The sequence below is a fragment of the Chitinophaga oryzae genome (genome assembly GCF_012516375.2).
GTDB lineage: Bacteria > Bacteroidota > Bacteroidia > Chitinophagales > Chitinophagaceae > Chitinophaga > Chitinophaga oryzae.
In genome coordinates, this window is record NZ_CP051204.2 from 4171010 (window position 1) to 4189593 (window position 18584).

An 18584-nucleotide genomic window follows, 5' to 3' on the forward strand; every position below is an offset into this window, starting at 1 on the left:
AAATCCGGCCAAATGGAAGAATTTAAACCAGCACTTATTCTCGAGCAAGTGGACAGGATACCGGAGTCCGCCTACATATGGCACTGGAAAACGGAGCATCACTTTCCCTTCCATAAGCACAACAAGGGGCAGCTCACCTATGTAGAGGGAGGCGTCGCTTTTTTATATACGCGGGATAAGACCTATTTCCTGCCGGCGCGGCATTACATGTGGGTACCCGCGGGAGTGGAACATTACTTTGCGCACCGGTACCCTGCCAACTACGTCCGTACCATCTATTTCTTCCGGGATGAGGATGATGAACAGGAGCCTTTCTACCGGAAGACAGGCATATACCCGGTCAATAACCTGTTGCTGGAAATGATCCTGTACACGACCAAATGGGACAAGGACGTATTGCCCGGCTCCAACGGTTACCGTTTTGTAAAGGCCATAAAAAAAATACTGCCGGACATCAGTACATCGCCGCTGCCGATTAACCTGCCGACAACCGACAATAAGCGGCTGCAGCCCGTGCTGCGTCATATCAACGAGAACCTGGCCGAGCCACTGACGCTGGAAAGCATCAGTACGGAGTTCAATATCAGCGAGCGTACGTTAACCCGTTTGTTCCGCGCTACCATGGACATATCGTTCTTTCAATACCTGAAACTGGCCCGTATGATCCGGGCCATGGGTTACCTGTTGGAGACAGAGAAAACCATCAGTGAGATCGCCTGGGACACCGGTTACAACAGCGTGTCTGCCTTCAGCAACACTTTCTTCAAACTGGTGGGTAAGCGCCCTTCCGACTTCCAGTTGCGGGAAACAGGAAAGGGATGACCGGTTTGGATTTCCGGATATTTGGTTATAAATAGCATTCTACAACAGCTTATCACCAAATATCTGATCTAATTATGAGCGTATTTAACAAGGCCTGGATGCCTTTATTTATGGCCGGCCTTACCTGCCTGTCGTCCGCAGTACAGGCGCAACAGGCGCCGCCGCCTGGTAAACCGGCGCCCAAAGCAGACATCACCGGCGCCAACCCGGTACTCTCCCTCAACCCGGACACTGCTGTCACCAGCTACCACGATGTTACGGTGAAAGGCCAGAAAATTCCCTATAAAGCCATAGCCGGCACACAACCTGTATGGGACCAGGACGGTAAACCCATCGCGGGAATTTTCTATACCTACTATGAAAGGACAGATGTGAAAGACCGTGCTTCCCGTCCGCTGGTTATCTCTTTCAATGGCGGCCCCGGCACGCCTTCCGTATGGATGCAGATCGCCTACACCGGTCCCCGCCTGCTGAACATCGACGACGAAGGATATCCCGTGCAACCTTACGGCATCCGTGAGAATCCACAGTCTATCCTCGACATTGCAGACATAGTATACATCGATCCGGCCAATACCGGTTATTCACGGATTAATAAAGACGCCCCCCGGGAAAAGTTCTTCGGCACCAACGCCGATATAAAATACCTGGCCGAATGGATCAACACTTTCGTGACCCGTCATAACCGCTGGGCTTCTCCCAAATACCTGATCGGAGAAAGTTACGGCACCACCCGGGCTTCCGGTCTGGCGCTGGAGCTGCAGAACGCCCAGTGGATGTATCTCAACGGCGTGATACTGGTATCGCCTACCGATCTGGGCATTGCCCGCAGCGGTCCGGTAGACCAGGCCCTGTCACTGCCTTACTTTGCCGCCACGGCCTGGTTTCACAAAGCGCTGCCGGCGGACCTGCAACAGAAAGACCTTACCGCTATGCTGCCGGAAGTGGAGCAGTTCACCATCCAGGAGCTGATACCCGCTATCAGTCAGGGTGGGTTCCTCGACGATCAGAAACGAAAGGAGATCGCCGCCCGTATGGCCCGCTACTCCGGTCTTTCCGAGAAAGTCATTTTACAGCATAACCTCAATATACCTGTTGATTTCTTCTGGAAAGAACTGCTGCGGGACCGCGGTTATACCGTAGGCCGCCTGGATTCCCGTTACCTCGGGCAGGACAAGGAAGATGCCGGCGGTTCTCCCGATTACAATGCCGAGCTGACGTCATGGCTGCACGCCTTTACCCCTGCCATGAACATCTACCTGCGCGACGAGCTGAAGTTCAGCACCGATCTGAAATATATGATGTTTGGGCCAGTACATCCCTGGGACCGCAGCAACGACAAGACCGGCGAGAACCTGCGGCAGGCGATGGCTGCCAACCCGTACCTCCATGTAATGATACAGTCCGGCTATTATGACGGCGCCTGCGATTATTTCAATGCCAAGTACAGCATGTGGCAGCTCGATCCCGGCGGACGGCTTAAAAACCGCTTGTCCTGGAAAGGTTATCGCAGCGGGCATATGATGTATCTGCGAAAAGACGATCTGGCTACAGGCAATGAAGATATCCGGGAATTTATCCGGAAGTCGCTGCCAAAAGCGGGTCAACCGGCGAAGTACTAGCACTCGCGGAGTTTCTCGCAAAGCACGCAAAGGAGCAAAGAGCGCAAAGTTTTTTTTAAGTTTAAATAAGAAAGCAAAGGAGCGAAGATCAAATCGAATTGATCTTCGCTCCTTTGCTTTCTCTGCTCGCTTTTATAATCTTTGCGCTCTTTGCTCCTTTGCGTGCTTTGCGAGAAACTCCGCGAGCCAGCGAGCGCTAGATTTTATACGCCACGCCCAGTGTCAGGTAAATATTGTACAAAGGAAAGTCAAGTCCTTTAAAATCACCGGGGAACAAAGGTCTTAAACCCCAGTTGAGGTTACCCATCACTTCGAGTTTACGTCCTACCTTACGGAGGGCGCCACCCTGCAGGCCAATGTCAAATTTACGGACATCGGTACCAAAATCGAAGGTGGCGTGGTCGATGATTACTTTTTCTCCGGTAGGGCCGCCGTTGCGGATATAGCCGTCGGATACGTTGCCATAGAAGTTGGAGCTGAACAGCCAGGCGGCATAACCACCGAGGCTGAAGCGCCATTTCTGGTTAGGCGTAAAGGTAGCGCTGAGCGGCAGTACTACATATGCATTGCGTACAGTCGTTTTGTTTTTGCCTGTGAAGATGCCGGAAAAAGTACCTCCATCATCAGTGGTGATGATGGTCGGGAAATACATTACTTCGTCTTTGGTACCCATTCCTTTATAGTCGAGTTTTACCCCGATGGCAGCGCCCCATTTTGGGGTGATGCGGTAGCCTAGTTCATATCCCAGTGACGGACTGAATTCAGGCCAGTAGCCATTGATTTTACGGATGGTGTTAGGAAGGTTCACCGGCGCAGAAGCGCCAAAGTTAAATCCGGCGATGATACGGTGTTCCAGGTGTGGTGTAAAGGTTGTTTCCTTTTTATCTTTCTGTTGAGCGGAAAGTTGTCCGGCTGTCAGTAACAGCGCGGCCACCAGTCCTTTTATTTTTATATTCATGAGTGGTTACGGATCTTTATTGGTGAACAATTTCAAGGCTATCGAGTACCAGGCGGCTGCCGATGGCGCCTTTATAGCTATCGCCGTTTTTACTGGAAGAGGCCACGATAGCCATCATCATTTTTTCTTTGCTGTCGATCTGTCTCTTCAGTACAAAGGGAATGTCAAACCGGGTCCAGTTTTCCCTGGTGGAACCGTCCGGCAGGTAGGCCGTTGCTATGATCCGTTCTGAATTACTGATATTGGTCGCGTCCAGCCTGGTGGTACCGCTATACAGCACCGCATATACAGCGCAGGAGTCGGTCATGCCAGGAACTATGTTACCGGCTTTGTCCTGGTAGTTAGCGCCCGGTTTGTATTTATAATATCCGGTGAAGCGCAGTGGCTTTCCGATGTAAGGCTGACCGAATTGTGTTGCTTTCAGTGGCTCAAGGAAAGCGAACTGGGCGTCAAAAACGCCGACGAAAAGTGAGCCTGCAAAAAGTTTGATGCCCACCAGATTGGAGAGCGCAGTGCCTTTACGGGTCACCATTTCGGCCGCATGTTGGCCGTGATAAGCATCTGTTGTGACGCGCAGCGGATATTCCATAGGATCTTTAGGCACACCGGAGAGCGCAATGCCAGGGTTGCCGGATGACCAAACGACGGTGCTGTCGTCGTTGATAGGATACTGGTATTTGTCTTTGTTGTTGGTCATCCATTTTTCAAAGTCCCATTGCCAGGTACCGATGGTGATCACTTCCACTTTATAGGTCTTTTTATTAAGACCATTGGCGGAAGTCACCACATATTGCGGATGCACACCAGGTTCAAAGTGGATGGAGTCTCCCGAAGCCGGGGTGACCGTCGCGCCGGCGGAAAGGGTCAATGTCGGGGCAATCCCTGTCTCATAGGCTTCATGTGTCAGGTACAACATCACCTTCGCATTTGCCTGGTCAATGAATACATCGCTGCTGAGCAATTTTTTGTCAATACTAAACGTCTCGATGTCGGCCTCAGGATTCATAGGAGCATCCTTAATACAGGCCTGTAGCCCTACCAGTACAGTGAGGTAGCATAAGTTTCGTAGTCTCATGGTTATCAGTTGGTTAACGAAATAGGCGTAAAGGTAGGTAAACTAAACTTCAATATGCTATATATATGTTTAGCGGCATATGTGACAAAAGTCCTAACATTGCGATATGATGAACAGAGCACGCATACAACGGATACTGATCTACGCTGCCAAATGTGTAAGCGGTGTATTGGTAGTTTTATTCCTGTCCTGGCTGCTGGACTACCAGGATGTAGTGTGGGTATTGATTTCAGTGATGCTGGTGTTATCGCCGGACGGTTCTGACGCTCTTACGCTGGCGGTGACCCGTATCAAGGCCAATGTGATCGGGGCGATATCGGGATTTCTGCTGCTGTTGTTTCATCCCAACCTGCTGATCACGATGAGTATAGCGGTATGCATTACCGTAGTGCTATGTAATCTGTTTAACCTGGAAGCGGCCACCCGTACCGCACTGGCTGCTACCATCATCGTGATGACCCACGAAGCGGGTGCGCATTTATGGGATACTGCCGTAGGGCGCGTTATATCCGTGCTCACGGGCTGCATGCTGGGCCTGGTGATCACTTTTATCTTTCATAACCGCTACACGAAACAAACTGCCGAGATGATCCTCTCCAAAACGGCGGACCGTGGCGGGGAATAATAAAGCATCGCTATATGGCCGGCAACGCTGCAACCATATTGATCATACAGCCAGGTCACCGGCCATAGCGGTACTCTACCGGTCACCGGCACACATATAACGTCCTGCCGTTTATGCGTAAGCGGTAACAACAAGTATTCATAAAAATAGGGGTAATACAGACACTTAATGATACGTAAAACTAAAGACAGCACAAGGTTACAAACACCCTAAAAAAACGTCAGGCAAAATTGGGGGATTCTTTCTGTTTTTTTTGTGAGTCAATTGTTAATCCTCCAAAAAAAGCAGCGGTGTTAATTCTGTATCTATTACCATGAAAATAATATTATCAAATAACGAGGCGTTAACATCGGATTTACATTTGGAGAATCGAGTCGTAGTATATTTGACGACCAAGATTTAACCTTAACCCTCTTATGTACTTTGTCCTGGCGCTTTCTTTTCTGATTGTCTGTACAATAACATATGCCGTCTGCAAAGCCGGCCGTTTTTCGTTACCGGTTGTACCGCAACTGCCGGAGCCGCCGCAGGGCGACGATGCCATTGCGGATGTAGCCATTACCGGTATATCAGACAGTGCTTTTACTATTTCGCGCTATCTGCGTAACATCCGTAACATTTCCTCCCATCGATTTGTAACGGTAGCCACGCGGCAGATAGTACGTACGCCAATCGGCACCACCAGCAGCATCCGCATTATCGAAAGCCTGGCGCCCGGCGATGAGCGGCGGCTGGGCCACACGGACCATGTACAGCGGGACGGTGCTTCCATCTACATTGGTTACGAAATTCTCTGGGCGCGTTACACGCCGCCACCCCGTTACTACCACAGCATGACGCCTGCGCCGCCCTATACCGGCGAGGTGGACACAGCGGAACTAAAGCCGGGCCTGCTTTACCAGATACTGCTCCTGGAAAACCAGGCATAAAAAAAATGACGAATGTCTACATAGTGGTCCCATTCGTCATTGTCAGCCTGTCTTTTGTCCCGTTAATCTGCGGGAGTTTTATCTTTTATCAGGGTAATCCATAACATCGTCAGCAGTATGGCTTCCGTGGCGCCGGCGGTCACGTCTTCCAGGAAATGCTGGCTCATGTACATCCTGGAATAAGCCACCATCGCTGCCAGCAGCAGAAACAACCACGACCAGTATTTGTTTTTAACGTAGTAGGAAAACACGGTGGCTGCAGTGAAGGCACACACGCTGTGTCCGGAAGGGAAACTTCTGAAATTATCCAGTACCTCCACGCCGGGCACAAAATATATATCGTGCAGCCGTTCCGCAAAAAAACGGCTGGGCCGTGGAAACGCCACCATAAATTTCAGCGCGAAATTCACCATGGAGTTAAACAGGTAAGCCGCCGCCAGCACGATGCCCTGTCGTTTGTTAAAATAAAACAGCAGCGCAGTGAATACCACACAGGCCCCGGTGCTGCCCAGCTCAGTGATGCGCGGAAAGAGCCAGTCGCCCCAACTGGTGTGTAGCCTGTTGACATAAAAGTAAACTTCTTCCCGGCTATAGATACTGCGAAGCATCAACACGATGGTCACCAGTCCGATAAACGGCCATATCAGCATTTTCAGCTGCTGGTACACCTGCAGCAGCCGCTGCGCAAACGTTGGCTGTAGCATAGGCTATCGCGTTAACCGGCGGTGATAGTTGATCTGCCCGAGATGGTAATTCAGGTGTCCGTACAGGTGCACCAGGAAGCTGTCTGTGTTCATGTCTCCCAGCACCCGCTCCGGGTATTGCCTGGCCATCACCTCCGGTGTCAGTCCCACTATAACGGACAGCACTACACGACGTGTAACGCCTACCAGCGCCAGCAGCTCCTGCCGCGGCACATTTTTATCGCTGAACTCGCGGTCTCTTTCCCTTATGTAACCCGACTGGCCCAATATGGCGCCGATATAATGCTGCAGGTTGCCACACAGGTGCAGACACAGATTGCCTGCGGAGTTTTTGATGCCTTCCGGTACGCGCCAGATGGCGTCTTCGGTTTCATAAGCGGCGATTTCATCTTCCAACCGGCTCAGGTCCCGTTCAAATAAATTGATTAATATTTCTGTAAGCATAACAGCTAAGATAAGGAACAATTGGCAACGTCTCACATTTGCGGGCGGACAGTAGGGTTATAAAGGCCGCCGGTCAGTTGATACGCCTTTGAGAAAGACGTAACAACTGACCGGCGGCGATGTTTACCAGCAATGCTGATTACAGATGGAACCGCAGCCCTGCAGATATGCTAAGGTGCGACAGGTTTTCTCTTTCATCATCTTTCAGGTCTCTCGTCGTTGTCTGGTTACCCTGTTCGATGGTGTATTTACTCAAGCTTCCGGCAAAGTAGGATATCTGGGCGCCTGCGTATAATTTACGCGCTATCCGGATGTCATAACCGACATCCACTCCTGAGCCTACCGTACCGCCGGTGATTACCACCGGGTAAGCAGCTACCTTACCATTATCCTTGTACCGCATATACCCCAGCGACGCTCCTATGATGAACGCCTGACTGTTGTCTTTGGTCGTGTATACGCGTCCCAGAAAAGTGGGACCGTAAAAACTGATGCCGATATTATCAGATGTAGCGGCACGTACCCGACCATCGGGCGTTTCGACGGGGATTACAGCGCTTCCGGAGGACTGGAACCGCAGGTATTTGAGCCCGATGCCCCATGAGTCATTAAAATAGTACTGAACATCTGCGCCTATATTAAAACCGGATTTCAGTTTCTTCATATAGTCACGGGTTTCTCCGGAGAAGCCGGAAGGCAGTTTACCTACGCGGTAGCTGTAGCCACCGTTCACTACAATCCGGAAACGGGGTGCTTCCTGCTCCTGCGCACGCACGCCCAGCGCCATGGCGCTCATCATAAGTACAAGGGACCATTTTTTCATTGGGAAAAGTATATAGCTGATTAAAGTTGATAGGTAGCGGGTGTTGTTATAGGTTGATGATAATGCCACACATTTAAGATGTAAAATAAATATAATCACCCATATTTTCCGCTCTAATTAACTATCTAGATAACCACTATAACCGGGCCCCTATACGCTGCACTGCAACCGCGGCGACGCTGCCCGACCTTGCGCCAAAGCAGCGTTGAAAAGACGACAATCTTCATTTTACCCCGGTGCCGGGTTTTATTATCAGACATTACCATGCTGCAAAGGCACAGGACGGACAACGGAAACGCCTGTACGGAACAGTTGCCAACGCACCAGTCCCGGACGCCCCGCATTGTAGCTCAGCGCGGCACGTACTGCATCAGTACAATACCACAGTCATACCGGATACAGTTTTTCAGTGTCAGCTGCCGGAAGCCGGACAACCCGCCGAAAACCTGGTCTCCATGGCCTAATGCCACCGGGTTGACAAAAAAGTAATATTCATCTATCAGGTTCTCTTTCAACAGATCAGACACCAGGGAAGTGCCGCCGTATACGACCAGGTCTTTGCCGGGTTGTTGTTTCAGCCGGTCCACTTCCGCCACCAGGTCATTGGCCACCGTAGTGTTCCTCCAGGCCGGGCGGTCCAGTGTTTTACTAAAGACGACCTTTTGCATGGGTACAATACGCTGTGCAACCTCATACATCGGGTCGTCCGGCCGGGTATAAACGTCCTCCCAGTAAGGAATATAATCTACCGCCAGTTTCCGCCCTATCAGAATGGTATCGCAGCTGTCTGCCAGGTCCAGCACCTCTTTGCGGATTTCCTCCCAGGCCCAGGTGACCCACTGCTGTTCATCGTTGGGGCCTGCCGCCACAAAACCGTCAAGGGAAACCTGCATTTGCAATTTCAGTTTTCTCATATGCTGTTTATTTTATGGAGATAAATGGCCAGTTGACCGAAGGTGCCGCCAAAACCTTCCTGCATGCTGCCGTTGATGGCCAAAAAGGAGGCTGCTTCCTCCCCGCTGGCCTCCAGCGGCCTGCCTGTGAGCGACAGTACCGTTTCCTCTCCCTCCTGCCGCAGCGTGATCCGGTACAGGATTTCCCGCGGGAACGGCATATCAAAGGGGGCTTTCACCACCCGGGCCTGCTCATCGGCAAATGCGTTGGTAAACTCCAGCAGGTGCGGCGGCTGGATATCGCGGAACAGGAAACGGCCGTAGTTCACCTGCCCCTGCCCTTCCATTCTGAAATGGAAAATGCCCCCCGGCCTGAAATCCAGGCTGATCACGCTGTTGCGCATCTCAACAGGACCCCACCATTCGTTCAGCGCCGCAGCATCGGAAAAAGCATTGAATACCTGCTCGCGCGTGGCTTTGAACCGGTATTCCATTCTAAACTCTGTGGTTGTATGATTACTCATTGGTTTGATTTTTTCCGGTTTGCATTTTTTGTAAATAGTTGTCCAGCGACTTGAACTGCGTAGCCCAGAACTGCCGGCAATGATCTACCCATGTAGTTACCTCCTGCAGCTGCTCCAGCCGGGCCTCACAATACCGTTCCCTCCCCTGCTTCCTGATAACGATCAAACCACACTCCGTCAGAATTTTGACATGCAGTGAAACCGCCTGACGGCTCACGTCAAAGTTCTCCGCGATCGCATTCACGTTCAGCGGCTGACGGGCCACCATTTCAATAATCTGCCGCCGCGTAGGGTCGGCTATCGCCTGAAAAACGTCTCTCCTGATTTCCAATATGCAAGTATTTGATTGCAAATATATGCGCAAGGATTTACTTGCACAAATTTTTCTTCATAAAAAAACATTATTTTCATGGCTGGTTCGTTGGGCTTCATAAAGAGGAAGCCGCAACAGCCTGTTAACCTGAAACAACACCCATGACAACGCTAGCCACTCTGAAAAGCCACGCCGCTACCCGGTGGATTGCCGGTTGTATTCCCTGTCATCTGCGAAGGGACCCATTTGCCATTACCTGCGATGACATCTTCCGTAAACCTCAATTTCATTCCTGATGTCCTCGATCCTGTTCACCAATACCGACCTTCGGCTGAAAGCGCCCTACCGGCAGGCTTACCGCTTTACCATGGCCAGTTACACCAGGGTAAAGGAACAAACCACCGAGAACGAATTTACCCGGGAACTGGAACTGGAGTATCTTCCGGCGGCATCGCCGGAAGAACCGTCCGTGTACTCCATCCGCGCGGGAGAAGACCATTTCCTGCTGGACCATCAGTCCTCTCACCTCGAATATATCATCCGGGCAGTGAGCGACGTTACCCGGGAGGTGCATTTTTACCTGCATGAACCTACTGGAAAGCTCATGCTGGCCAACTGGGAAGATATACTCGATAAATGGACGGACGTAAAAGAGCGGTTGTGGAACGACTATAAAGGCACGGAAATACAGCAGTTCACGGAAGGATATGACAACCGGCTGCGCAATAAACAGGCGCTTACCGCCTCTCTCCTTCAATACAACCTCTATGGCCTGTTCCTTAATCACATTAATATCCTGTACGCCTATACGGGCACGCACACTGCACAACGGGATATTTTCCCGGTCTTTGGCAGCGCAGCCTTACCCGTGCAGGAAACAAGGACCATTAAAAATCTGCCGGACAACATCCGGATAGACATCAGTGGCAACATAGACGAACCCCGGCTGGACACGACGGCGGTAGGACATTACGCCTACCATGAGCTGTCGCTCTCCGAACAGGAACAGACCGACCTGCTGCTGCAGCGGTACGCCGGGCACTATACCCTGGACGAACAGACATGCATTCCGCAGAAAGCGCTCCTTCAGTACAACATTGCTATGGGAACGGTTTATCAGCGTAAATGCAGATTTCATATTAACCCGATTGAATCATCACACCATGTCTAAGAAACCTCAACAGAAGGGAAAAAAGCAGGGCGGCCAACAGGACAAGGCCCAGGAGAAAAAAGAGGAGAAAAAATCCTCCACCGCCGGAAACAAGTATGTCCGCGATATGGCTGACGTTAAGTGTTCCTGTGGCAGCAGTCCCGCTAAACTGAAGGTGACCGCCAACCCCGGCGTTTTCCTGCAGGACGTGCTGAAAGCCACCTCCAGGGACAAGACCATTACCCCTAATTTCGGCACCTGCTCCGCTCAGCGCAATAATCCTTGTCAACCTGCATTGATGGAATGGCAGGATATCGCCGCCGATGTAAACATGGGCGACCAGGCCCACTTTATCCTCGAACGCTCCACTAACCAGTGCTCTGCCGGTGGCGGCAAAATCACCATCACCAGCGGCAAACAACAGTCCACCGTGCAGAACATCAACCCGCCCGCACAGGACCTGCCCATCGCCGCCCCGCTGGAAGTGAAAAACAAGGAAGTCGTATGGCTCGCCAGCAATGAAGTATACAACGATGTGCCTGCGGCCGACCTGTGGTACAAGGTGGAAGGTAAAACCTTTAAACCGGCCAAGCTCACCGCCGCCGTTATCGCGCAACTGCAGCCGGACCCGGGTAACAGCACCATCTTCTATCATACGGAAAAAGGCGTGCAGACCACCTACAAAAAAGGCGTGTCCAAAACCGCCGACTACGGCAATAAGCTGGCTTCCGCAGATGACAAACTGCATTCCGCTTATCCCCTTTACCTGCGCAACGGGGTATTCACCAACGCTTATCCCACCTATAAGTTATATATCTATAAAGGAGAAAATGCAGGCGACGCCAAACAAAAAGTGGAACAGGACATCAACGCCAACAACCACGGCAAGGCGGCCCTCATGCTCGAAATAGCGCGGCATACCCGGGATAACAATACCGACTATATGAAAAACGGCGGCCCCGTGCCGCCTACCGGATTTAACGGTCAGCCTGAATATTACGCCCTTAACTATACCGTGTCCAGTACGCCCCGTTTCAGGGTAGTACTGGATAAGACCGATACCAGCGCCCTCACGATCGTGGAAGCCAAAAAACGCGGCGACGTAAGCCGCGCCGGCATATCCATCGATCCTTTCGTTTCCGCCGACCTCGAAGGCTGTCTCGGTATCCGCGATGGCAAAGGTGGCTACTTTCAGGCACTTACCGGAGGTAAAAGCGCATACTTTACGGCGCTCAACGATAAGCTGATCGACAAGATCCCTGAACTGCTCAATATCTACCGTGTCCAGACAGGCACCGGCAAGATGGCCAAGAAAAAATTCGACGCCAAGGAAGAAGCGCTCTTCTATGTAAAAGTAGACCCGCTGCCGGAACTGAGCAAAGTAGAGATATACGATCCCTGGAAAAGGGCTGTCGACCAGAGAAGAGGTACACAGCCTGCCGGACAGCAATCACCGTGGAGGCTCCCGGCAGAACTGCCATCCAACCCGCTGCGTCCCAATCCGCAACAGCCCGGCGGCGCATGGCAGCCGCTCAACCCCTTCGGTAATCGCGGGATCCGTTCCCTGTTGATCCTGGTATTGCTGCAGCTCAGTTTTACTGCGCCCTCCTTTGCACGCTTCCTGCCTTTAACGGCTACCCATGCGCTCCGCGCCGATACGTCGGACGCTTTCATGAAAGCCATCGACAGTGGCGACAGCACCCAACTGCTGCAGCTGCTGGCCAGAGGGTATAATCCCAATACCGTCATCCTGCCGGACACCAGTGTACAGTACAGCGATCTGGGCACACTGCCGATACGCATCAAACGCTATACGCCTTTCACCTATGTGATCGACTATAACAAAAATCCGAAGCATCATTTTTTTGATGACTGCAAGGGGGAAAACAGCTATGAACGCATCAAGCGCAAACAGGGCCGCTATGCGCTGCTACTGATACGGCACGGTTATCGTCCGTCGGCCGAAGACCTGGAACTGTTGTTGCTGACCGACCCGCCGGCAGATCAGTTCAAAAGCATTGTGCAGCAAGGCCGGTTCAATATCAGTAATGCCAAAGGCAACCAGCTGGCCGCCGCGGCGCTGCGGGGCAACTGCCCGCCTGCGCTGCTCACCTGGCTGCTGGACCAGGGCGCCGGTACCGGCGGCGTAACAGACGCCATCCGCCATCAGTACGCCCGCGACTATACGATTTCCGTTAAACAACTGGAGATACTGGAACAACACCGCTACCGGCTATACCAGGATGCGGGGTTTAACCTGCTGCATTATGCTGTGTACCGGAACGACCTGGCTGCGGTGAAAAAACTATTGGCTGCCGGCGTTCCCGCCAAACAACGTACCACCTGGTTTTATCATGAAGACGATATGACCGACGGCGGCAGTGCCCAGCAACTAACTGCGCTGGACATTGCGCGGAAAAAGCGCGCACAGCCACAGAGCGATAAAAAGGCTGCTGCCGGCACACAGGCGATCATCCAATTACTTCAAACGAAATAACATACCCATGGCCCGTATTAACCCGGTACCGGACCCCAACCGCACACAACCCACGCCCGCAGCGGCGCCCGCAGACGCTACGCCGGATGCGGACAAAGACGGCTATGACGCCGGCTTTAAAGGTCTGAATGAAGAAGAAGAAGGAGACGGAGAGAAAAAGGAAGACAAAAAAGACAGCGAATATGATGGCACCGCCGTCAATGAAAAAGAAGAACAGACCGACGATACCAAATGCCCGCATTGTAAAGACGATATCACACTGGCCCAGATAAAGGCCATCACCACCATCAACGCCAAAGATGAAACCATGGTGACCAAGCTGCTGGAATACCTGAACCTTTACAAGGCAGACCATAAGATAGATACCTGCGTGCGTAAAGCCCACTTTATAGCCCAGGCCCTGCACGAATCCGGTAGCTTCAGCGTGCTGGAAGAAGATCTCAACTACCGCCCCTCCTCGCTGACCAGTTACTGGAAGAAAGAGGAATTCATCGCACTTACCGATGCCAATATCGCCGCGCACAAGGCACATTTTTCCGTGGCCGAGCCTAAGCCGGCCAAAGGCAAGGACGGCAAAGCCGCGCCAGCCGCCGCACCGGCTGCTCCTGTGGCGGATAAGTACAAAGACTTCAGCCTGAACCCTGCTTATATATATGGTAACACCAACAAGGAAAGTACTGTTAAGCTCACCAGCAGCGACGGCAAAAGTAAACTTGAACTTAACCTCGTCAAACACAAAGCAGATGAGCGGATTGTCGGCAACCGCAAATACGGCGGCAGAGACGGCAACAGCAAAGACAATGACGACGGCTACAACTTCCGCGGCCACGGCATTATCCAGCTTACCCACAAGCCTGCCTATACCTCGTTCACCGGGTTTGCGCAGAAAACAGGTTTCAACAACGAAAAGAGTACCCTGGATTTCACCGCCACCTCGGAAGAAAAAGGCGTTAAAAAATGTAACTCCGACCTGCTGAGCGATAAGGCCGATCCCAAGTACGCCGTACAAAGCGCGGTATGGTTCTGGAGCACTTACAAAAGCGGCTCAAAACTTGAGAGTAAGTCTGACAATGAAAATTTCGCCGGCGTGACCAATGTGATCAACGGCGGCAACCACGGCACCAAAGACCGCTATACCAAACTACTGAACGGACGGAAAGAGCTGCTGGTGTATGATCACTATCGCTACCTGCTGGAAAACTCGAAGGACGAAAAGTTTAAACAAAAGCTCAAAGACGCGCTGACCAAAGCGGCATCCGCACAGTCCGTATGTGCTTATAGTAAAAAAACCAAGAAATTTGACGCAGATTGCATCTCCGTTGACGCCGATCCTGAAGCACAGGCAATATTGGACGAATTTGGCGGGAATAGTAAACAGGACGCGGCAAAAGGCAAAAAAGACGACAAGTCTAAAGCGCCGCCGGCAGCTCCCGGTCAGGCTGGTCAGACCGGCAAGCCGGCCCCCGGACAGGCACCTGCCGGCAAACCCGCTCCCAAACATTAAAAAAACAGCAGCATGAAAATAGCTTTCCTTTTTCTGGCACTACTCACTACAACGGCTATACGGGCGCAGCAGCCCGCTGACAATGACGCCTACAAGAAGTTCGTTCCCGCCGGGTATGAAGTCAGGGATGCGGTCAGCGGAGACCTCAACGGGGACCATATCCCGGATGTAGTACTGGTATTGCAACCGAAAGCGGCAGCCACTTCGCCCGATACGCCGGAAGCGCGGCCCTTCATGATCCTGCTGGCCGACAGCCGGCACCGGCTGTCACTGGTTGTTACCAATAAGGACTTCATCCTGCCGGCAGATATCGGCGGCACACAGGGGGACCCTTATGTCAGCACCACGATCGACAGCTGCTCCTTTACAGTCCAACAATATTATGGCAGCCGGGAAAGGACCCGCACCGAAACCACCTTCTGTTATGTGCCGGCCAAAAAAGACTGGCTGCTGAACAAGGTGGTCATCACCACGGAAGATGCGCTCAATGCAGATGCGGCCCAAACCGTCGTGAAAAAAGGCAAACAGCTGAAGCCTGTTAGTATAAAGAAATATACCGGGGACTAGTTTCCCCGGTTTTTTATTGCGGATGTTCCTCCCCGTAAGCTTTTATTAATTGCAGCGTATGGTCACAGGCGTTATGACGGCTGTCCAGCGGGCCATGTCCCGGCACTGTGGCTACCGGCCGCGGGTAGCGGGCTTTTAACTTCATCATGGATTTCTTCCATTCATGCGGACTGGCATCTGACAGGTTGCCCAGGTCGCGGGAATCGGTGCTTTTAACAAAGCAGCCACCATACAGCACTTTATCTTCCGGTACCCATATGACGATATTGTCCGGGCTATGTCCGGCGCCCGGGTAAAATACTTCCAGCCGGCGGTCGCCGAAGCGGAAGGTCGTGTCTTCCGGGATAATATACTCCGCCTGATCGTTCTGCTCCTTTTTACACAGCGCCAGCGTCAGGGCGGTGGAATAGGTTTTGATGCCTCTCGCCGCCAGGGCGTTGAGACCTGCTGTGCGGTCGTCGTGGAAGTGGGTGGCGATGCAGGCGATCACCTCTTTGCCATGCCTTTGCCGGATGGTATCGAGCAGCGGCATCAGCTGAGCCGTATCCCACGGGATGTCTATCATCACGGCGCCCTGACGGGTAATGACGTACATGCTGTTGGACGGAAAACGGGCCCCGTTTTCCAGCGTGCCCATTGTCGTATATACGTAACAGTTACCCGCCAGGCGCTGGATGCGGAGCGGTTCGTTTTGTGTTTGCGCTTTCATTGCGGATGGCAGCATAGCGGCCATCAGGGCGATGCCCGTGATATATTTCAGTCGTTTCATGGAATGGACAAGTTTGAAGGGTATGTCGGCTGTGCAATGTTAGGCAAGTTTGTGCACACCGCAAAAATGAGCCTCCACGCAAAGTAACGAAAAGTACCACGATAGTGATAATTATTACCATTCCGGGGTACAGGACCGGTGTAATTTTGCATCAGCATCAAACGATAGCCCTGCATGCGGTACTGTCACTTTATTTTATCACTGCTATTTTTAATGATGACTGCCATGACCGGATGTGCCCAGGATAAACAGGCTGCCACTCCTTCCGGCAGTGACAGCAACAGCCTTTTACTGAAGGCAGCGGCGGCCAATGACACCGCTGTCATCAAACAGTTATTGGCAGGTAAAACAAATACCGAAGCACGGGACAACAAACAACGTACCGCGCTGATGATAGCCACCTATCATCATCACACTGCGGCAGCGGCACTGCTGACAGCCGCCGGCGCCGACGTGAATGCGCAGGACGATATGCTCAACAGTCCGTTCCTTTATGCCGGTGCGGAAGGTTACCTTGACATCTTACAGTTATGCCTGAAAGCAGGCGCCAATTATAAAGTGTACAACCGTTATGGCGGCACTGCATTGATACCGGCCTGCGAACGCGGGCATGTGGAAGTAGTAAGGACCCTGTTACAGGACAAAACCTTCCCAGTTGACCATGTGAACCGCCTTGGCTGGACAGCCCTGCTGGAAGCCATCATCCTGAGTAACGGCGGCCCCGCGCATGTACAAATCGTACAGCTGCTGTTGGACGCCGGCTGTAAAGTAAACCTCGCAGACAAAGACGGCATTACGCCGCTGGCGCATGCCCGGCAGCGTGGATTTAAAGAGATTGCCGGTATGCTGGAAAGCGCCGGTGCGAAATAACTATATACCAAAACCTGGAAAAACCAAAGACCGAAGCAAGAGACGAATCAACATGAACAGATAAGGGTTAACCGATGACTTGTTACAACAAAAAAGCATAGCGGCCTCGCTATGCTTTTCTTTTGCGTTCCATGGCCCTCAGGGCATACATCCTGCCGGAACGGTACACCGACGGCCTTTCACCGAGGAAGGTCACCTGAGAAAATCCTTCGGCCGCCAGCAACTGCTGCAGCGCATCCCGCCGGATGGGGTAAGGCACCCATGTATTGGCGGCATCGGTATCATATTCCACCAATACCCACTGGGCGCCGGGCGCCAGCCGCCGGCTCAATTGACGGACCAAGGCCGGTTTATCTTTCACATAATGCAGGGAATTGGCCATGAGAATACCCTGTAAGCCTTCCACAGGCAATTCATTTTGCACAAAATCAAGTTGCAAAGGAAGGATGTTTTGCTGCGCCGGATTGGGCCGCGCTGTCAGTTGGACCGGCGCTGCGTCCACCGCATAAATAGTACTGCCGGCGGGCAACAGGTTGGCCAGCGCGTAGGTAAACAGTCCGCTGCCGCAGCCCAGGTCTGCCCAGGTACCCGCGATATAATCGGCTTTAATAAGTTGTATTGCTTCCTGTAGTTCCATTGTTTTTTATTTCAGCAGCCGGAAATCACTGGGCCGCATGTTAAGCATTTGCTGGAAAGTATTACTGAACGCGGTGATACCCGAATAACCCACCTCGTACGCCACCTCACTCACATTCATTTCCGTCTGTAACAGCAGCTCCATGGCCCGTATCATCTTCAGCATTTTTACGTATTGAAGGAACGAAGTGTTCAGTGTTTGTTTGAAAAGCCTGGTCAGGTTACGTACGCTGTGGCCGAAATGCGCAGCCACGTCCGGCAACATCAGCGGTTCGCTGACGTTGTCGTGCAGATAACGGAGAATGTCCTGCATGCGGCTGTCTTCCGTAGTGGGCAGCAGGATGGAAAAGGGCCGGCCGCTGGTATGCGGCAGTATATGCTTCAACGTTGTCAATACCTCATGCTGCCAGGTGCCCGGCAGGATATCTCCCCGCCATGCAGCGGAAAGCTGCAGGATTTCATTCACCACGCCCGTTACCGGGTAGATGCTCAACCGGCCGTAAAAAGGATGGCTGGCATCTTCTTCATCCATAAAATAAATATTGTGGATTACCAGCGAGGAGCTGTTGAACTTGATATTGTGGTCCATCCCCGGAGGGATCCAAACGTAGTGTTGTGCAGGAATATAGTATTGTTTATTGTGTGTGTTCAGGTAAGCAATGCCTCCTTCCACCAGCAGTATCTGGCTTTTATCATGACGGTGCATCGGGAACCGGTTCTCCAGCGGTTCATTTAATACATAGATCGCTCCCGGGTTACTGTCTATTTCATTCCTGAATTTTTTGAAGACATCCATACGTGGCCAAAATTAGTAAACTTTTGGCCTATTATACTAAATAAGACTTTCCCTCAATCGTGA

General features: G+C 52.0%; 20 protein-coding genes. 9 read left to right on the top strand and 11 right to left on the bottom strand.

Annotated features, from left to right (window positions below; translation table 11 throughout):
* Positions 1-12 precede the first annotated feature (12 nt).
* Positions 13-822, top strand: a complete 810-nt coding sequence (locus tag HF324_RS17350; RefSeq protein ID WP_168803673.1) for an AraC family transcriptional regulator — start codon at positions 13-15, stop codon at positions 820-822.
* A 74-nt stretch (positions 823-896) separates the two neighbouring features.
* On the top strand, positions 897-2444 hold the full coding sequence (locus HF324_RS17355; protein WP_246269583.1) for a S10 family peptidase: 1548 nt from the start codon (positions 897-899) through the stop codon (positions 2442-2444).
* A gap of 196 nt (positions 2445-2640) precedes the next feature.
* On the opposite strand, the gene HF324_RS17360 is transcribed toward HF324_RS17355, so the two are convergent.
* Together HF324_RS17360 and HF324_RS17365 are read right to left on the bottom strand one after the other, a co-directional pair.
* Positions 2641-3402 (bottom strand): porin family protein, encoded by a 762-nt coding sequence (locus HF324_RS17360; protein ID WP_168803674.1) that lies wholly within the window; start codon positions 3400-3402, stop codon positions 2641-2643.
* Between the two features lie 16 nt (positions 3403-3418).
* Positions 3419-4477 carry a PCMD domain-containing protein gene (locus HF324_RS17365; protein ID WP_168803675.1) on the bottom strand — a complete coding sequence of 353 codons (1059 nt, stop codon included), beginning with the start codon at positions 4475-4477 and terminating at the stop codon, positions 3419-3421.
* 106 nt (positions 4478-4583) lie between these two features.
* Here HF324_RS17365 and HF324_RS17370 point away from each other — a divergent pair, with 106 nt between their 5' ends.
* Together HF324_RS17370 and HF324_RS17375 are read left to right on the top strand one after the other, a co-directional pair.
* Positions 4584-5102: an FUSC family protein gene (locus tag HF324_RS17370; protein WP_168803676.1), complete on the top strand. Its 519-nt coding sequence runs from the start codon at positions 4584-4586 to the stop codon at positions 5100-5102.
* Between the two features lie 416 nt (positions 5103-5518).
* The gene (locus HF324_RS17375) at positions 5519-6031 is read left to right on the top strand and encodes a hypothetical protein (protein WP_168860351.1); all 513 of its coding nucleotides are present in this window, start codon (positions 5519-5521) and stop codon (positions 6029-6031) included.
* 62 nt (positions 6032-6093) lie between these two features.
* On the opposite strand, the gene HF324_RS17380 is transcribed toward HF324_RS17375, so the two are convergent.
* From HF324_RS17380 to HF324_RS17405, 6 genes are all read right to left on the bottom strand, one after another.
* Positions 6094-6735, bottom strand: coding sequence for a phosphatase PAP2 family protein (locus tag HF324_RS17380; protein WP_168803678.1), 642 nt, complete (start codon positions 6733-6735; stop codon positions 6094-6096).
* 3 nt (positions 6736-6738) lie between these two features.
* On the bottom strand, positions 6739-7179 hold the full coding sequence (locus HF324_RS17385; protein ID WP_168803679.1) for a DinB family protein: 441 nt from the start codon (positions 7177-7179) through the stop codon (positions 6739-6741).
* A 139-nt stretch (positions 7180-7318) separates the two neighbouring features.
* Positions 7319-8002 (bottom strand): outer membrane beta-barrel protein, encoded by a 684-nt coding sequence (locus HF324_RS17390; protein WP_168803680.1) that lies wholly within the window; start codon positions 8000-8002, stop codon positions 7319-7321.
* A gap of 350 nt (positions 8003-8352) precedes the next feature.
* Entirely contained in the window at positions 8353-8916 is a 564-nt protein-coding gene (locus tag HF324_RS17395) for a dihydrofolate reductase family protein (protein ID WP_168860352.1), read from the bottom strand.
* Positions 8913-9419, bottom strand: a complete 507-nt coding sequence (locus HF324_RS17400; RefSeq protein WP_168803682.1) for an SRPBCC family protein — start codon at positions 9417-9419, stop codon at positions 8913-8915. The genes HF324_RS17395 and HF324_RS17400 overlap by 4 nt, the downstream gene beginning before the upstream one ends.
* Positions 9412-9750, bottom strand: a complete 339-nt coding sequence (locus HF324_RS17405; RefSeq protein WP_168803683.1) for an ArsR/SmtB family transcription factor — start codon at positions 9748-9750, stop codon at positions 9412-9414. The genes HF324_RS17400 and HF324_RS17405 overlap by 8 nt, the downstream gene beginning before the upstream one ends.
* Before the next feature lie 277 nt (positions 9751-10027).
* Between HF324_RS17405 and HF324_RS17410 the strand changes: the two genes are divergently transcribed.
* The 4 genes from HF324_RS17410 to HF324_RS17425 are packed head-to-tail and all read left to right on the top strand — an operon-like array spanning position 10028 to position 15450.
* Positions 10028-10903, top strand: coding sequence for a hypothetical protein (locus HF324_RS17410; RefSeq protein ID WP_168803684.1), 876 nt, complete (start codon positions 10028-10030; stop codon positions 10901-10903).
* Positions 10896-13379, top strand: a complete 2484-nt coding sequence (locus HF324_RS17415) for a PAAR-like protein (protein ID WP_168803685.1) — start codon at positions 10896-10898, stop codon at positions 13377-13379. The genes HF324_RS17410 and HF324_RS17415 overlap by 8 nt, the downstream gene beginning before the upstream one ends.
* 7 nt (positions 13380-13386) lie before the next feature.
* The gene (locus HF324_RS17420; protein WP_168860353.1) at positions 13387-14883 is read left to right on the top strand and encodes a hypothetical protein; all 1497 of its coding nucleotides are present in this window, start codon (positions 13387-13389) and stop codon (positions 14881-14883) included.
* Positions 14884-14895: 12 nt separating this feature from the next.
* Positions 14896-15450 carry a hypothetical protein gene (locus tag HF324_RS17425; RefSeq protein ID WP_168803687.1) on the top strand — a complete coding sequence of 185 codons (555 nt, stop codon included), beginning with the start codon at positions 14896-14898 and terminating at the stop codon, positions 15448-15450.
* A gap of 13 nt (positions 15451-15463) precedes the next feature.
* Here HF324_RS17425 and bla read toward each other — a convergent pair whose 3' ends face one another.
* Positions 15464-16219: a subclass B1 metallo-beta-lactamase gene (gene bla, locus HF324_RS17430; protein WP_168860354.1), complete on the bottom strand. Its 756-nt coding sequence runs from the start codon at positions 16217-16219 to the stop codon at positions 15464-15466.
* 225 nt (positions 16220-16444) lie between these two features.
* Between bla and HF324_RS17435 the strand changes: the two genes are divergently transcribed.
* Entirely contained in the window at positions 16445-17089 is a 645-nt protein-coding gene (locus HF324_RS17435) for an ankyrin repeat domain-containing protein (RefSeq protein WP_220100769.1), read from the top strand.
* Positions 17090-17198: 109 nt separating this feature from the next.
* Here HF324_RS17435 and HF324_RS17440 read toward each other — a convergent pair whose 3' ends face one another.
* A complete protein-coding gene (locus tag HF324_RS17440; protein WP_168803690.1) occupies positions 17199-17726 on the bottom strand; it encodes a class I SAM-dependent methyltransferase in 528 nt (175 codons plus the stop codon).
* 6 nt (positions 17727-17732) lie between these two features.
* A complete protein-coding gene (locus HF324_RS17445) occupies positions 17733-18521 on the bottom strand; it encodes a helix-turn-helix transcriptional regulator (RefSeq protein ID WP_168803691.1) in 789 nt (262 codons plus the stop codon).
* Between the last annotated feature and the right edge of the window lie 63 nt (positions 18522-18584).

What these genes read in the sequence shown, in the direction of transcription:
- HF324_RS17380 (WP_168803678.1), bottom strand. Translation starts at nt 6,735, where the DNA reads ATGCTACAGCCAACGTTTGCGCAGCGGCTGCTGCAGGTGTACCAGCAG.
- HF324_RS17440 (WP_168803690.1), bottom strand. Translation starts at nt 17,726, where the DNA reads ATGGAACTACAGGAAGCAATACAACTTATTAAAGCCGATTATATCGCG.
- HF324_RS17445 (WP_168803691.1), bottom strand. Translation starts at nt 18,521, where the DNA reads ATGGATGTCTTCAAAAAATTCAGGAATGAAATAGACAGTAACCCGGGA.
- HF324_RS17360 (WP_168803674.1), bottom strand. Translation starts at nt 3,402, where the DNA reads ATGAATATAAAAATAAAAGGACTGGTGGCCGCGCTGTTACTGACAGCC.
- HF324_RS17420 (WP_168860353.1), top strand. Translation starts at nt 13,387, where the DNA reads ATGGCCCGTATTAACCCGGTACCGGACCCCAACCGCACACAACCCACG.
- bla (WP_168860354.1), bottom strand. Translation starts at nt 16,219, where the DNA reads ATGAAACGACTGAAATATATCACGGGCATCGCCCTGATGGCCGCTATG.
- HF324_RS17375 (WP_168860351.1), top strand. Translation starts at nt 5,519, where the DNA reads ATGTACTTTGTCCTGGCGCTTTCTTTTCTGATTGTCTGTACAATAACA.
- HF324_RS17410 (WP_168803684.1), top strand. Translation starts at nt 10,028, where the DNA reads ATGTCCTCGATCCTGTTCACCAATACCGACCTTCGGCTGAAAGCGCCC.
- HF324_RS17350 (WP_168803673.1), top strand. Translation starts at nt 13, where the DNA reads ATGGAAGAATTTAAACCAGCACTTATTCTCGAGCAAGTGGACAGGATA.
- HF324_RS17355 (WP_246269583.1), top strand. Translation starts at nt 897, where the DNA reads ATGAGCGTATTTAACAAGGCCTGGATGCCTTTATTTATGGCCGGCCTT.
- HF324_RS17395 (WP_168860352.1), bottom strand. Translation starts at nt 8,916, where the DNA reads ATGAGAAAACTGAAATTGCAAATGCAGGTTTCCCTTGACGGTTTTGTG.
- HF324_RS17370 (WP_168803676.1), top strand. Translation starts at nt 4,584, where the DNA reads ATGATGAACAGAGCACGCATACAACGGATACTGATCTACGCTGCCAAA.
- HF324_RS17400 (WP_168803682.1), bottom strand. Translation starts at nt 9,419, where the DNA reads ATGAGTAATCATACAACCACAGAGTTTAGAATGGAATACCGGTTCAAA.
- HF324_RS17425 (WP_168803687.1), top strand. Translation starts at nt 14,896, where the DNA reads ATGAAAATAGCTTTCCTTTTTCTGGCACTACTCACTACAACGGCTATA.
- HF324_RS17390 (WP_168803680.1), bottom strand. Translation starts at nt 8,002, where the DNA reads ATGAAAAAATGGTCCCTTGTACTTATGATGAGCGCCATGGCGCTGGGC.
- HF324_RS17385 (WP_168803679.1), bottom strand. Translation starts at nt 7,179, where the DNA reads ATGCTTACAGAAATATTAATCAATTTATTTGAACGGGACCTGAGCCGG.
- HF324_RS17365 (WP_168803675.1), bottom strand. Translation starts at nt 4,477, where the DNA reads ATGAGACTACGAAACTTATGCTACCTCACTGTACTGGTAGGGCTACAG.
- HF324_RS17415 (WP_168803685.1), top strand. Translation starts at nt 10,896, where the DNA reads ATGTCTAAGAAACCTCAACAGAAGGGAAAAAAGCAGGGCGGCCAACAG.
- HF324_RS17435 (WP_220100769.1), top strand. Translation starts at nt 16,445, where the DNA reads ATGACCGGATGTGCCCAGGATAAACAGGCTGCCACTCCTTCCGGCAGT.